This window comes from Vibrio sp. Isolate24 (assembly GCF_022398215.1).
Classification (GTDB): domain Bacteria; phylum Pseudomonadota; class Gammaproteobacteria; order Enterobacterales; family Vibrionaceae; genus Vibrio; species Vibrio coralliilyticus_A.
Map to the genome: position 1 here is coordinate 1 of NZ_JAKEUU010000010.1, position 14,429 is coordinate 14,429.

The following is a 14,429-nucleotide window of genomic DNA, read 5'->3' on the forward strand; positions in this document are numbered from 1 at the left end:
CTCAATGAATACTGAACATTACATAAAGTAATGTTTGAATTGACTGTGCTCTTATTGGTTTTCACTTTTGAAAAAGTAAAACAAAACAGCTCAAGGCTGCTTCCCAATTCGAATGGTCACTTCGTATCATTGAAACCTAAATTGTTTCCTAAGAAACTATTTGGATTATCATCAACGAGTGCCCACACAGATTGATAGGTTTATATTGTTAAAGAGCTATGCTAACCAAATCGATATTTAATACCTCTTGGCTAGGGGTGCGTATCTTACGCTTCCCGCTTAAAGAGTCAAGCGTTTTATTTAACTTTCTTTCCTCTTTAAATTCCGATTCGGTTTGTGACTCTCGTCTCACTCCGTGTCGGTGAGGCGGCATTATAGGGAGGTCTGAGAAGATGACAAGTATTTTTTAGAAATTACTTTCTGTTTGGTTAAAAAGAAAACAAAGGGCTGAAAATAGAATAAAATTTCAACATTTGAATCATGTCACATCAATAGGTTGGAAAAACAACAACCATATACGTAAGATCCGTGTGTCTATTTTGTTAACATCTAGACATTTTTTCTTAAACTACAAAGTTGTATTCGAATATGAGTTCAAATAAATCAACCTTAATGATTATCGCCCTAGCGGTATTGGGTGGAATCATCTTTTCGCAGGTTGCTATTTCTCCTGCGCTCAGCTTTGTTATCGGTGTTTTTGCTTCTGCTTTTGTTTTTAAATTTTCAAACACCTCAACTGAGCCAGCAACCGTTAATGAACCCGCGACCAAAACTCTTTATGTCGGCAACCTTCCTTACAAAGCAAATGAGTCACACGTAAAAGAATTATTTGCCAAACATGGGGAAGTTTTCGCTGTACGTTTGATGAAAGACAAACGCACAGGTAAAAGAAGAGGATTTGGTTTTGTTGTAATGGCAGCGACCGATGCTGCCGGTGCCATAGAAGGATTAAATGACAAGGATTATATGCAGCGTACGTTAAAAGTACGTATTGCTAACGATCCAAAATCTCAAGCCGAACTGGATTAAACCCTAAAACTTGTAATGCTTGATTCAACGCTCCTTCTTCATAAGGGGGAGCCGTTGAGAAAATCTCTCGTTTCCCCTTCTCTTCTCTTATCCTTTCAAGATTCAGTAGCTCCTGCACACGGCGTGCAATGGCTTCTCCCGAGTCTATCAATACAACCTGCTCACTCAGCACCGACTGAATTTCTTTCCTAATAAGCGGAAAGTGTGTACACCCGAGTACGGCAACATCTACTTTACCAATCATGGGGGATAAAACATCCGTCAGTTCTTGAGTAGAGATTGGGATACCACGAAGCTTTTCTTCTGCCATATCAACCAGTCGAGTAGAGCCCAACAATTCAACGGGTTTGCTTTGCGAGAAGTCGCGAATCAATTCCTGCGTGTATTGACGTGTCACCGTCGCAGGGGTTGCTATCAGGCCAACCGCTTTATTCGCTAAATTGGAAGCTGGCTTAATCGCAGGTACGACACCGACAACCGGAATGGAGAGCAACGTTCTCAATGAAGGTAGTACAATAGTGCTTGCGGTATTACATGCAATCACAACTAAATCAACTTGGTACTCAGCGACATACTGCGAAACCAACGCTTCCACTCGAGAAACTAAAGTTTCATGATTCAGCTCACCGTAGGGATAGGCAGCGTTATCGAACAGGTATATATAATCAAGCTGAGGGAGCTTTTTTTCTATCTCTTGGAAAACAGAAAGCCCACCGACGCCTGAGTCAAAAATTAATACTTTTGGTTGTTGTGACACTTGATATACCCACGCATTTCGATGTGGCAATCATACTCACACAAATTAGTTTGGCAATATCTTCGCTTGGTAACGTTGATGAGAGAAACGCTCTCCGACGTCAAGGGTAGTTAAGCTCAACTCTATCTTGCCTTGATAGCTACGGGTTTGTGTGACTAACGTATGAAACTCTCCATCCTCACCGCATGGATCCACGCCGCGCGGTAGAGAATCAATGAAGGTTCGGTCATACCATCGCCCGCAATAAGTTGGGTCAAGAGCCTGACCATCCGTCGTTACCACCAAGGTTTTAATGCCACGCTCTAATATCTCATCCGCAAGGTCTTGGCTGTGTTGTCCAATGAGAGGAAAAACACACTCCCAACCAGCAGGTTCAATATAGCTGCGGCGATAGGCTTCAATCCCATTACAAAACATGTCACCAAAAGCCACAGCTTGAATATCGAGCGCACTGTTCTTTAGTGCATCAATAATGGCCGACTGATAAACACCATTAGGCGGAAATGTTTCCGGCATTTCAATCTTTATTAGAGGCAAACCAAGTAAGGTAGCCTGCATGTCGAGCACTTCAACAGGTGTGGCTTGAAATGGGACTTCATCTTTGACATAAGTCGTGTATAGACCGACCACTTGATACTCTTCGCTTTCAATCAACCTTTCTAAGGTCAAAGTCGAATCTTTACCGCTCGACCAGCTGATAATGACATTCTTTTTCATTGCTACTGCCTATAGATAAGAAAAAACCGCCCGAAGGCGGTTTAGGTAATTAGAATTGGTATGAAGCACTGAGGTAGTAGCTACGTTCCGGTGTTAAGTATTCTTTCGCTGTCTGGTAATCTTCATCAAACAGATTGTTCACTTTTCCAGACAAGGTGATATTCGACGTCACATAGTAATTTGTTGATAGGTTCCATAGTGAGTAAGCTTCTAACTTATTATTGTTACTATAGTCATCATAACGATCACCTTGATACACCATACTTAAAGACAGATCCCACGAGTCTTGGGTAAATGTTCCAATCCAAGATGCGGTTTCTTTTGCTCTTCGGGCCAACTGCTTTCCTTCAGAATCCTTAGGGTTCATGTAAGCAAGACCAATAGTATGGTAAACAGGGCCGGTATCAAAACTACCTTCAAATTCTATACCGGAAATGTCTGCATCAGTATTTGTTGGGGCCCAGTTTAAATGCTCATAGTAAATGATCATATCTTCCAATTCAGAAGCGTAAGCACTTAATCTCCAATCAATCACTTCGAACTGACCAATTAAGCCAATCTCAGTTGAAGCAGATTCTTCAACTTTCAGGTTTGGGTTGCCTGAAGTTGGCTCATATAAATCATAAAAAGAAGGTGCTTTAAACGCTGTCCCATAGCTACCATATGCCCTCAACTTTTCATTGAAATTATATGCAACCGCAGCAGACCAAGTTGTGAAATTATCAAAACTTGTATCATCATCGAATCTTACACTACCATCTAACGTAAACTGACCTAGCTCTTTGGTTGAAGTAACAAATACACCTGTATTCGTCCTGTCTTTTTTTACATAGTCAACCGTACCACTAGAAACATCCTCATTTACCACATCTAAACCAGCATTCACTTTGAAGCCATCTTCAACGATAAATGAATTCAGCCAATTTAGAGAGGTACGATTCGTCTTATAGGTTGATACGTGCTCTCGTTCACTTACAGGGTAGGAGGTACTTTCTTGGATAGATTTTGAAAGGCTGAGGCGACTAGACAACACATCATTACTATATAATGCGCCACCGCTTACTTGGAAGAAATCTGCATCTCGTTCATTTAGAGTTGTTGCAAATGAACTATTGCTACCATTGAATTCAGATAAACTATCACTGTAGAACACATCTAGATTCAACTGAACCTGAGAAGAAATTTCATGAAAAAGTGAAGCGGTAAAGTCTTTCGACTCCCCGCCGTATTCACCACCAATATCTGCTGATGTGCCAGCTTTAATGTTATATCCGTCCGTCTCTTTGTAATTTACAAAAAACGTCCCATAAGTTTTTTCATTTAGTTGTCCACGAGATTGCCACGACGTCTGATAATAACTATCACTTCCCATACTCGTCTTAATCTGATGCAGTGAATCACCTGTCTGATGAGTGATGAAGTTGATAACACCACCAATAGCGTCGGCACCGTAAACTGCAGCTCGAGGCCCGCGAATAATTTCAATTCTCTCGATGATTTCAACAGGCAACAAAGAAAGGTCAAAGCCCCCTTGAGACGCGCTATTTACTTTTACGCCATTCAAAAGAATAAGCGAGTGTTTACTTTCAGAGCCCCGAATAAAAATAGAAGTCGTGTGAAAGGAGTCGCCACTCTCCCCGAGCTGAAAGCCTGGGACGTACTTAAAAACCTCTGTTAAAGATTTTGCTTGAAGAATGTCTATTTCTTCTCGTGTAATTGTAGTAACCGAAGCTAAGACACTTGCTTCTGACTGCTCAAAACGGTTCGCCGTCACCACCATAGTCTCATCGGCTGAGACTTCTTGGGCATATGAAAGGGAGGCGTGCGGAAGTAGCGATGCCACTGCTATCGCCAGAATAGAACGGTTCATTTTTATAATCCTAAATCGCGTAAATCCTACCGAGCTTGGAGCACTTGCTTCCATTGATTGGCTCAGCTGCTGGCAGGTATTCGGACTCAAGAGCTCTGTATCACCACCTAATCACTCGACTTCCCACATAAATCTCTATGCAGTGTCATTTGAGCTTTCGTTCTCTTTTACCGCTGCGCGTCAGTTCTGGATTTCCACCAGATTCCCTTTTCAGCCATCTATACTGCTAGATAGCACCAGCTAGGCGCAAATGTTATTCAGCTATCATTCCTTTGTCCAGCCAATATTGTGCTTTTATATAACCAATGGCTTTATCACTCTCACATGGAAACATGTTTACACACGATGTTGAACCGAGGAGAGTGACAAAGCTGGACATGTCGCAGATATTGAATAAAATCTGCGCTCCTAAAATAAACGCACTCAGCACCTGAAAGGTAATAAACATGGCGACTCTTGAAGTAAATCCACAGCGCTACCAAGAACAACTGGCGGAAAAGGTCGAACGTCTCAATCAGATGTTTGCACCCTACCACGTTCCAGAACTGGAAGTGTTTGAGTCTCCAGATCAACATTATCGTATGCGCGCTGAGTTCCGTGTTTGGCATGAAGGGGAAGACCTTTATTACATCATGTTCAATCAAGAGACGCGTGAAAAGTACCGCGTTGACCAGTTCCCTGCGGCGAGCCGCCTGATCAACGATCTAATGCCATTGCTGATTGATGCAATGAAAGACAACGACTCTCTGCGACGTAAACTGTTCCAAGTGGATTTTCTATCAACACTGAGCGGTGAGATTCTGGTGTCTCTTTTGTACCACCGTCAATTGGATGATGAGTGGACGAAGAACGCAAAAGCGCTCAAGCAACGTCTGAACGATGAAGGATTCAACCTGAACCTAATCGGTCGTGCACGAAAAATGAAGATTGTTCTCGATCGCGACTACGTGATTGAAAAACTCGACGTCAATGGTCAGCCGTACGTTTATCAACAAGTCGAGAACAGCTTTACGCAACCCAACGGTAAAGTGGCTGAAAAGATGCTGGAGTGGGCAATCGACTGTACCAACGAAAGCCAAGGCGATTTGCTGGAACTCTATTGTGGTAACGGTAACTTCTCACTGGCACTAGCACAAAACTTTAACCGCGTTCTAGCGACCGAACTGGCAAAACCTTCTGTCGAATCTGCGCAGTACAATATTGCAGCCAATAACATTGATAACGTGCAGATCCTGCGTCTATCCGCGGAAGAATTCACTCAGGCAATCGAAGGTAAACGTGAATTCCGCCGTCTAAAAGACGCGGGTGTGGATTTGAAAAGCTACAACTGTAATACGATTTTTGTCGACCCTCCTCGCGCAGGTATGGATATCGATACCTGTAAGATGGTTCAGGGCTATGATCGCATCCTATACATCTCCTGTAACCCAGAGACGCTCAAGGACAACCTTGATGTATTAAGCGAAACACACAACATCACACGTTTTGCTCTGTTTGATCAGTTCCCTTATACTCACCATATGGAAGCAGGAGTACTACTGGAGCTTAATAAATAAGGATTACAAGAGATTTTAAACCTATATCAAACTCTTCTGGGTACGGCTCTGGGTACGGGAAGTTTATACTTTATATTCTATTGCTAGCTGTAGTGTTAGTAATAAAAACTAAGTAAATCTTTAGTTCACTTCCTTTTATTTCGCCTCAAATGAGTTTAAGATATAGGAAGTGAAACAAAAAGAGACTTATAATGACAAATTTAAACTCTGTAACCCTAGATACAAATCCAGAAACATTAGAAATGTTTCTGAATGAAAAAAACTTGTCCATCCAACAAGTCAAACATGCAATTCAGCAAGGTATTGCTCACTACAATAACACCACTAGTGATGAACCAGCAGGTTACAGAGGCTACACAATTTCGGCTAAAGCCACCTTGGCTTTACGGCAGTCTTTAAAGCCTTTGGGATTTCAAAAAGAATCTCCATATAACATTGAATTAACAGCAAATAATGATAATAAATTTGCAATTCATATTTGCCGTGGTGACGAGCAAGCCGGATTACCATCCGGTTATCCTTCCACGCTGAGACCTAAAGGACCTCGATCCCAAGAATATTTTGGGTTGGCAACTGCTGATATCAATCAAATTGATATGTTCGCCAACGAGCTACCAAACTATTCCTCAAACAACTTATGTCCATATGATGTATGGTTCTTATTGCTCAATGTCGAAAAATCTAAAGATGAGGGTCTGATTGTCAAAGCTGAGCTTTCTAAGCCTATCTTTTGTTCCCAAAAAGGGTTTGTAAATGGGTTTAGCAAACGTTTCATGATAGACATGACCGACTTCAATTCAGGCTTATTGATTGACACAGATGAGAGCCCTGAGAGTGGATTCTCCGAAGATATTGATCTCGATATTTCATTTAACTAACCATGTTTAACCCATTACGTTTAAAACAAGCACGAGAGCGTCGCAAACTTACCAAGAAAGCATTTGCTGATTTAGTAGGAGTAAGCTCAAAAACCATTTCGGTGTACGAAAGTAGTCAACCTTTATTCGAGCTGCAAGAGGAGACAATTGAGAGCTTCGCACAATGCCTTGGATATCCCGTTGAGTTTTTTTATAAAAAATCTACAGAGATTATTAGTTCTGAATCAATCAGCTACAGGGCAGTTACAACTCTTTCTAGTAAACTGAAACTGGCGACAGAGTCTGCCAGTATCAATGCCTTTGAACTCTCAGAGTGGATTGATAGTAAATTTAGTAAGCTCCCTAAAGTAGACTTACCGGATTACTCTCACGACAATCGACATGATCCTGAAGCCGCAGCTTCTGAGCTACGTGATATGTGGGGGCTAGGTGAACTTGCCATAAAAAATCTAGTCCACCTTCTGGAGTCCAAAGGGGTTAGAGTATTTTCACTATCTGAGGATTGCAAAGAAGTTGACGCCTTTTCTTTTTGGAAAGGTGGAAAGCCATTTGTCATTCTTAATCAATTTAAAACGCCAGAAAGAAGTAGATTTGATGCAGCTCATGAACTTGCACACTTAATTCTTCATAAGCATAGTAGCCAAAACAAAGGACGTGAAGCGGAGTTAGAAGCCGATAGATTTGCTTCAGCATTTCTCATACCTAGAGGGAGTGTACTTTCAAAAGTTCGCCCAAATGGCAATGCCTCTTTAACTGATATTATTGATCTTAAAAAGAACTGGCATGTATCTGCAATGGCAATGATTCGACGCCTATATGACTTGAACTGCTTAACAGAATGGCAATACCGACAACTGACAATACAAGCAAACAAAGAAGGTTATCGCTCTAGTGAACCAATTGGACTAGAGAAACGAGAACAATCTCTTCTCCTTGAAAAAGTATTCGCCTCCCTCAAAGAAAAGGGAGTTCGGCGCAATGATATAGCCAGAGAACTTGCACTCCCTCTTGACGAAATATCTAGCCTGACATTCAATAATACCTTTTTCAATCTATCCATTGTTAGTCAGAATTCAATAGAACCAGACCGAAAAAGTACTGCACAACTCTCCCTTGTTAAGTAGGTTAAAAATAGATGAGCTCACGTGAGCTCATCTATTACAATTTAAGGCTTCAACATCTGCCTATTCGCCTAAGCCAAAATACTTCCGGTTTGCATCAGAAAAAAGTCTCACTATCGTACGAAGATCACCTCCTCGATGAAAGTGCTCTATAGATTCACACATAATATCCAACTGCATTTGTATAGCACTATCGCTCCGATACCCATGGGACTGCATATAAGCAAAGCACTCTTTCATCCGGTTCACGGTTGCTGCATTCTTTGTTAGCAATGAAGCAAAGGTAGGTTGATCTGCACATTGTAGATCTTGATAAAAACGCCCTATCTGTTCGTTCAAGCTAATTCTAAACTGAGAAAGTAGCACTCGCGTCGCTTGCTGATATGCATCCACTTTTTTCTTTTGAGGGTCTCTTTTGTGTAGCGTCTTCATGCATAGAGTAAAAGCCGCATCTAGCTCGGTTTTATATCTCTGTTCAGACACCCACCCCTTTGACATCTTGGGATAATATTTCTTCCAATAATCATGGTAAGCATTGTTAACTGCTGTATTGAATGTCAGCTCTAAATCATCCGCCCTACCCAAAAATCCATGCTCCTTCGCCTTGCGTACAATACGATCTTTTTTCATTCGAAGCACCGACAGGTCTTCTGGAATGTCAGAGAAACCGATTCTCAATTCCTCTATAAATATCTCTCGTTCGTTTATGTGATTATCAAGTGATTTCTGCTTACTGGCCTGTTCGGATCGCGTAACTGCCGTGCGTTTTGCTCTGATCTCCTGTAACTGGCTTTCCACTTTAGCAAGAGATTTACTGATAAACGCAACTAACTGTATAGATTGATATTGCGTCACGCTATCTGCTAAGTTTGATATTCGGTTATATCGAGCTTGAAGAAAGCTCTCCGATTGAAGGTGTGCGATATCAAGCAAGTGCTCCCTGATTGCGCTACGAACAAAACGAATCTCTTTTGCCGCTTGACTACGCGTTTTACTTACTATGAATTTCGCGTGAGCAATGCCAAGATTCTTAATCGCCATTTGCTCATATGCCACTAAACGCTGAGTACATCGCACATTACCTTTATAACTTGGCATGCTACGAACTTGCTGCATCTTAGCATCATACTCACCTTCGCTTGCAAGGGTCGGTTCGGCAAGGGCCCATTTTCTAAGCTGTATTATCTTTTCTGCGAGAGCATTACGTTCACTAAACCGTTTTTCATCCATGGCATCGTTAAAGCTCTTGGAAGTTTTCACAGCGAAGGGAAGTCTGCGTTTAGGATCTAGATTAAGCTCTTCCAAAAGAGCCCACTGACTGTGCTTATCGATATCAATGTGCTGTAAGGTAGGGTTATACGTAGGGACAGGATACATCACTTCGAATGTCAGATTACGATGCACTTTCATTCTACGTATTGCTTCATCAGACAGTATAAAAGCGTTACACTCAACCTTTGACAGCACATCGGCAGATGCTTCTTCTCTAGATGCTGCGGAGCCATACAGAATCATATTTAACGTTACGGGGTTGGCTTCTTCGCAATTAGGACTGAATAACCAAATGAGGTTATACCCTTCCGTTCTAAAGAATTTTTCTCGTTCGTAAACAACTTCAGGGCTCATCCACCAGCGGGTTAACTCAATGACAAAGCGATTTCCCTCTACATCCACAAAGCTGATATCAGGTTTGCGTCTTTTATCAGCTTCAGGATCTTTAGAAAAGATAAACTTCTCAACATAAACGTGTTTGTAGCCAATGTTTTTTAAATGTTCCGCAAGGAAGTGCTTTGTCTCGAAGTGCCATTTCCCTTCACCCTTGTAAATTTGTCCTTTGCCAAAAAAAGTCTCTGAGTTTGAATAGAAAGAACATCGCTGCATTTTTTCTATAGATGGAGCACGACTGGGTATGTGTCGGAAATACGCTTCTGTGGTCGCATTACGAGCAATAAAATGTACAGGACATCCACAATTGCTGCACTTTGCGTAAACACCACTTTCAGCAAGACTCTTGGCAATAAAGCTCTTCAAAATAGATTGAGAAACATCTGTATCGGAAGTCTCAGAGCTCATGAAATCTATTAGCTCACTCGCTAGTACTACTCGATCAAAATTCTCAACCTCCAACTCCCAAAGGCTATGTTTCTCTATCGTATCCACCCGTATATCACCACAGTTCAATATGACTTATTGAGATTACACTAATACATTTACAAATCAGATACTAAAGCTAGATTAAGAACTTACATTTCTTTGCCTTCTTATCTAACACGCCCTCTCCTCAATCTAAGGTCTAACGCGATAGCCACCTGGCAAGTTAAATCATGTCCACTCCTTCCTCACTCAGGTATTTAAGGTATTAAACCTCATGAGAAAAGCCCCAGTACGTATAGGAGAGCTAGCATAACAACAAATAAGTCATAAAAATTAAGTAAAAGTCCTAGTTATAACAACTTTATTTACAGCTCCTTAATCGGTGTTTGACTCCTCCTGAAAACATTACCCAAGAATCCATATGCTATTGTTTAAGCGTGTCCGATTGTTGGTATTTTGGGCAATAGTCTATGATTCATTTTTAACTAACTTAGGGAGATACACATGAAAAGTGTAATAGCTTTGATTCTTGGAATATTGTTTTCAGCGGAAGTCTCTTATGCAAACACCATAAAGGAATCAATGAGCTTTGGTAAACATGATAGGTGCTCTTTTATGTGTTCAGTTTTTAGAGATAATGCTGTGGGTTTGTGCATGAGTAGAGGATATGCTCAAGGAGAAGCTAAAAATTGTAATTGCAATGAGAACCGGGAACATCCTAATGCTTATGGTGATATCTCGTGTAGCTCTAAACTGCCCTCAAATATGTATGGGAATATATTGAAATTACCTCTGGCAGGGAAAAGATGCAGCCAAATGGCTCCTAGCTTTGAATACGAAATCAACGCTAAATGTCGAGAAAAAGGATATAAATCTGGTGTTTTGTTAAGCAATATTCAATGTAGTGAAGCTGAAAACACAAAGTGGGCAATCGCCTCTGTACGCTGCGAAGGAAAAGCTGACGAATTTTGATGTGGGAAGTCGCTCCATAAACAATATGGCGTAGTTTTCGATACAACATGCGATAGTTTTGCCATATTGAACCCATAACCACCCAACGTCGACAAATCAACAGTAATGGACATTTATCTTGTTCTAAGCAGCCATTACTCAAAGGCTAATGCTTAAAAAGCTATACCATTTGCCTTCTAGACCTTACAGTATCTAACGCTCTACTCAATCCAAAAATATTCAGGCATATGTCATCAATGTGAAATCCCATCATTGATTCCGACAGGAGCCTGAAATGAATCCTAAAACTTCCGATTACCAAAAGCAGCAACGTTATCAGGAAAATGAAATCCTAGAGCATGCGGCTGAGATACTGGCAACACGCTATGTGCGTGGTGATGCCCTAACCAAACCTGAAGCGACTAAAGAGTACGTTCGCTGTAAGCTAGGCAGCAATGAGCGAGAGGTGTTTGCCTTGTTGCTACTGGACAACCAAAACCGATTGATTGAGTTTAAAGAGCTGTTTCAAGGAACAGTGGACGCAGCCAGCGTCTACCCACGTGAAGTCGTGAAAGCGGTGCTAGATGTGAATGCCGTAGCGGTGATATTCGCGCACAACCACCCATCTGGAGATTCCACACCCTCCCAAGCCGATAGGCGCATTACCGAAAGACTCAAAGACGCGCTCGCACTGGTGGATGTTCGCGTACTTGACCATATCGTAACAGGTGAAACCTGCACCTCATTTGCTGAAAGAGGGTGGTTATGATTGAACAACATTACGGAGAGCTGTGCATTGATGACGCTTTACATTCGTCACTGGAAGTACTTCTTAATCGGTGCGATATCCCAGAGAGCGCAGAGCGACTCGTACTGAACTGCCGTCAGATGAGTTACTACCGACATCGACAAGGTTTGCATCCGATAGAGGTAAAGCTTAAACGAGAATCTGTATCAAGTCCTTGGCTGGTGGTATTCTTTGCTAGCTTCTCTTATCCCGATGACACCAGCACAACTGTTGAGCCTGAGTTGTACTTTCACCTTGCTAATCGCTGGTGCTATCAACCTGATGTGGGGAGCACGGATTTATCCCACCCAGAGGTAACAGAGCTACTATCGGTATGGATGAAAGCCTTTGCTCGCCACCTTTCCAGAAACGTCTTTGATGACGTGCAACTGACGATGGTCGGCACGTTCCAATAATTCTCACTCTGTATTTCTTATTTGAATCCTGAAACAAGGAGGACTCACTATGTCTCAATTAACCTTTACTGCGTCCACACTGCCTGTCTCTAGCACTCTGCATCAACTGCTTAGTAAGCTGTTCACTACTCATTTGCTGGGCAATGAAACTCTCGCCACCAGCCGTTATCTGGTATTTAGCTTTCGCGATAAAAGTTACAGCGCGGATGAAGGCGGCTTCCATCCGGTTGAGATTGCGATTTGCCACACCTCAACAGGAGAATGGAGCATTGAGTACATCACTGACTTTGCCTATATGGGGAACCATCACCCTGAACTAGAGCGCAACTTAGATTTTGATTTTCGGGTTGGACAGTTCTTTGTGGCCTATTGTGGTTGGCTACCAATACAAGGTAGCCCTGATGCCAAAGATCTCTATCGATTGTGGGAGTGTAACTTTCTTGCCTATGTCGACATGGACGCCTACAACGAGATAGCCGTCATCCCACAATAGCTCATGACTTCCCTTCTCCTTAACACCATTAAGCTTGTCACCGCTCTTATTGCTTTGTTTACCCTCTCTCCTTTCTTTGGCGCTATCGGAACTCTGACGACGTTAGGTTTTCTGGTGGTGCTGTTGATTGGATTATTGGTAGCGATTGCCGAGCTCAGTGATAAGCATAAGCCTCGTTAATGTTAATCGGCTCACGCTTTCGTATTGCCGATTGATGCTGTTTTCACCGTTGGACATTATGTGTCTGACTCACCTCTACTCTCCTGACATTAAATGTCCACCTCCGGTCTTGGAGCTTTGATGTATTGAGAGCGTAGTCATGAGCAATAGAACCAGCATTGAAGGGTTATCCGCTTTGCTGCACACGCTGATGCTTATTCCTCAACATAGTTGGATTACCGTTAGGGAGTTGCAGCAACAGTTAGCCCTACTCGATATCCACCGCACCACGCGCAGCATTAAACGCTACCTTGATGAAGTTATTGTAGAGGTGTTTAACGTGGAGTGTGATTCGATGAGCATGCCCCATGTTTATCGGAAAACTTCAGAGCAATTACTGAAGCTCAACAAGCAGGAGATGCTCTATTGGCAGTTGACGAATAAGTACTTACTGCCGCTTGTTCCTGATGCTCTGAATTATGGGCAAGGTCGCTCCTCGGAGAGAGACAAATCCTTACCCCACAAGGGTTCAGCGTATTCAAAAGAGCAAGCATGGTTAGCCAAAATCCATGTAGCACTGCCCAATATTCGTGAGTGGAATGACGAGCAGCGGCAAGCATTGAATGCGGTACACACGGCATTACTGAACAACCGCATGCTCAAGATATCGAGTCAAGTTTTGCAGCAAGAGAAAGCGCTCATCGAACCACTGGGACTCTCGGTTCAATGTGACGCGCTCTTGCTGCTTTTTCGATTATCCGGTCAACCCACGATACGCACCCTAGCTCTTCCTTTGATTGATGAGGCTAGCGTATCGACGTTTTCTTTTATCTATCCCACGGATTTCAACCTAGAGCAGTTCATGCGTGAACACGCTGAAATCCGTGCATCCCAAATTTAACTCACCACTACGGAGAGATACCTATGAACACCCTCATTCGAACCATCATGATGAGCATGCTTACCCTCGGAGTCACCGCTTGCAGCGAACAGGAAGAAGCGCAAACCGTCACCGCCGATATTGAAGTGTCGATATCCACCAATCCACATTGGGGAACATTGACCTTTGATATTCAAGCTATCACTGACAGCACAGTAGTAAGCAATGTCATTGTCAACCGAGGTAACTGCCGCCTGCCCGCTGGAACAAGCTCAGAACTTTCTAGAAACGTTTCATTGCAATTCGGTGAAACCTACACCGGATACAGTAACAACTGCACCGTAGACAGCGTGAAAGAAATCGAAGTCACTTCCAGTGCTGGCACCTTTGTCTACACCTTCTAACTTTCGACAAATCCAACTTTACCCAATAAGGAAGCACCATGAGTCACACTACAACGAATATTCTCGTTCTACTTGCAACCCTAATTACACCTTTTGTTTTCGCTCAGGGAGGGGGAGCATTAGGAGGCAATCCAGCCGCAGAAACTGGTGCAGTCAACGTCAGTATTGGCAAATGCACTCAATACAAAATAGATGTGAAAGCAGCGCAACAGGCAGGTATGGACGCATCGACTATAACCGTTCCTGCTGGCTGTGAAGCAATCAAAGAAAAGTGATACCACGAGCAACGGTAAAAACGACAATGGGGAGCAATTACG

Annotated in this window: 16 protein-coding genes and 1 riboswitch; of the genes, 12 read left to right on the forward strand and 4 right to left on the reverse strand. The window is 42.5% G+C overall.

Translation table 11 applies throughout. The features are described from left to right. The first annotated feature begins 588 nt into the window (after window positions 1-588). On the forward strand, window positions 589-1,029 hold the full coding sequence (locus L1D23_RS20315) for an RNA-binding protein (RefSeq protein ID WP_239871100.1): 441 nt from the start codon (window positions 589-591) through the stop codon (window positions 1,027-1,029). On the opposite strand, the gene murI is transcribed toward L1D23_RS20315, so the two are convergent. Genes murI through L1D23_RS20330 form a run of 3 tightly spaced genes read right to left on the reverse strand, consistent with a single transcriptional unit; the run spans window position 995 to window position 4,373 of the window. Then, a complete protein-coding gene (gene murI / locus L1D23_RS20320) occupies window positions 995-1,786 on the reverse strand; it encodes a glutamate racemase (RefSeq protein WP_239871104.1) in 792 nt (263 codons plus the stop codon). The two genes, L1D23_RS20315 and murI, sit on opposite strands and share 35 nt — an antisense overlap. Window positions 1,787-1,831: 45 nt before the next feature. Next, a complete protein-coding gene (locus L1D23_RS20325; RefSeq protein WP_239871106.1) occupies window positions 1,832-2,503 on the reverse strand; it encodes an adenine nucleotide alpha hydrolase in 672 nt (223 codons plus the stop codon). A gap of 49 nt (window positions 2,504-2,552) precedes the next feature. Then, window positions 2,553-4,373: a TonB-dependent receptor gene (locus tag L1D23_RS20330; protein ID WP_239871110.1), complete on the reverse strand. Its 1,821-nt coding sequence runs from the start codon at window positions 4,371-4,373 to the stop codon at window positions 2,553-2,555. 53 nt (window positions 4,374-4,426) lie between these two features. Then, window positions 4,427-4,629, reverse strand: a riboswitch (cobalamin riboswitch). A gap of 190 nt (window positions 4,630-4,819) precedes the next feature. Between L1D23_RS20330 and trmA the strand changes: the two genes are divergently transcribed. The 3 genes from trmA (at window position 4,820) to L1D23_RS20345 (ending at window position 7,931) form a co-directional block, all read left to right on the forward strand. After that, the gene (trmA, locus tag L1D23_RS20335) at window positions 4,820-5,929 is read left to right on the forward strand and encodes a tRNA (uridine(54)-C5)-methyltransferase TrmA (RefSeq protein ID WP_239871113.1); all 1,110 of its coding nucleotides are present in this window, start codon (window positions 4,820-4,822) and stop codon (window positions 5,927-5,929) included. 191 nt (window positions 5,930-6,120) lie between these two features. Next, window positions 6,121-6,807: a hypothetical protein gene (locus tag L1D23_RS20340; RefSeq protein ID WP_239827222.1), complete on the forward strand. Its 687-nt coding sequence runs from the start codon at window positions 6,121-6,123 to the stop codon at window positions 6,805-6,807. A gap of 2 nt (window positions 6,808-6,809) precedes the next feature. After that, window positions 6,810-7,931 (forward strand): XRE family transcriptional regulator, encoded by a 1,122-nt coding sequence (locus L1D23_RS20345; RefSeq protein ID WP_239871116.1) that lies wholly within the window; start codon window positions 6,810-6,812, stop codon window positions 7,929-7,931. 60 nt (window positions 7,932-7,991) lie between these two features. Here L1D23_RS20345 and L1D23_RS20350 read toward each other — a convergent pair whose 3' ends face one another. Continuing rightward, window positions 7,992-10,001, reverse strand: coding sequence for a hypothetical protein (locus tag L1D23_RS20350; RefSeq protein ID WP_239871119.1), 2,010 nt, complete (start codon window positions 9,999-10,001; stop codon window positions 7,992-7,994). Between the two features lie 525 nt (window positions 10,002-10,526). Here L1D23_RS20350 and L1D23_RS20355 point away from each other — a divergent pair. From L1D23_RS20355 to L1D23_RS20390, 8 genes are all read left to right on the forward strand, one after another. Next, window positions 10,527-10,994: a hypothetical protein gene (locus tag L1D23_RS20355; RefSeq protein ID WP_239871121.1), complete on the forward strand. Its 468-nt coding sequence runs from the start codon at window positions 10,527-10,529 to the stop codon at window positions 10,992-10,994. A gap of 274 nt (window positions 10,995-11,268) precedes the next feature. Beyond that, a complete protein-coding gene (radC, locus tag L1D23_RS20360; protein WP_239871124.1) occupies window positions 11,269-11,742 on the forward strand; it encodes a DNA repair protein RadC in 474 nt (157 codons plus the stop codon). Beyond that, window positions 11,739-12,176 carry a DUF2787 domain-containing protein gene (locus tag L1D23_RS20365; RefSeq protein ID WP_239871127.1) on the forward strand — a complete coding sequence of 146 codons (438 nt, stop codon included), beginning with the start codon at window positions 11,739-11,741 and terminating at the stop codon, window positions 12,174-12,176. Before radC ends, L1D23_RS20365 begins: the two co-directional genes overlap by 4 nt. 49 nt (window positions 12,177-12,225) lie before the next feature. Further along, window positions 12,226-12,669, forward strand: coding sequence for a DUF2787 domain-containing protein (locus tag L1D23_RS20370; RefSeq protein ID WP_239871129.1), 444 nt, complete (start codon window positions 12,226-12,228; stop codon window positions 12,667-12,669). 3 nt (window positions 12,670-12,672) lie between these two features. After that, window positions 12,673-12,849 (forward strand): hypothetical protein, encoded by a 177-nt coding sequence (locus L1D23_RS20375; protein ID WP_239871132.1) that lies wholly within the window; start codon window positions 12,673-12,675, stop codon window positions 12,847-12,849. Between the two features lie 139 nt (window positions 12,850-12,988). Beyond that, window positions 12,989-13,729 (forward strand): transcriptional regulator, encoded by a 741-nt coding sequence (locus L1D23_RS20380; protein WP_239871135.1) that lies wholly within the window; start codon window positions 12,989-12,991, stop codon window positions 13,727-13,729. 23 nt (window positions 13,730-13,752) lie between these two features. Continuing rightward, window positions 13,753-14,112, forward strand: coding sequence for a hypothetical protein (locus L1D23_RS20385; RefSeq protein WP_239871137.1), 360 nt, complete (start codon window positions 13,753-13,755; stop codon window positions 14,110-14,112). A gap of 38 nt (window positions 14,113-14,150) precedes the next feature. Further along, window positions 14,151-14,387 (forward strand): hypothetical protein, encoded by a 237-nt coding sequence (locus tag L1D23_RS20390; protein ID WP_239871140.1) that lies wholly within the window; start codon window positions 14,151-14,153, stop codon window positions 14,385-14,387. Window positions 14,388-14,429 lie beyond the last annotated feature (42 nt).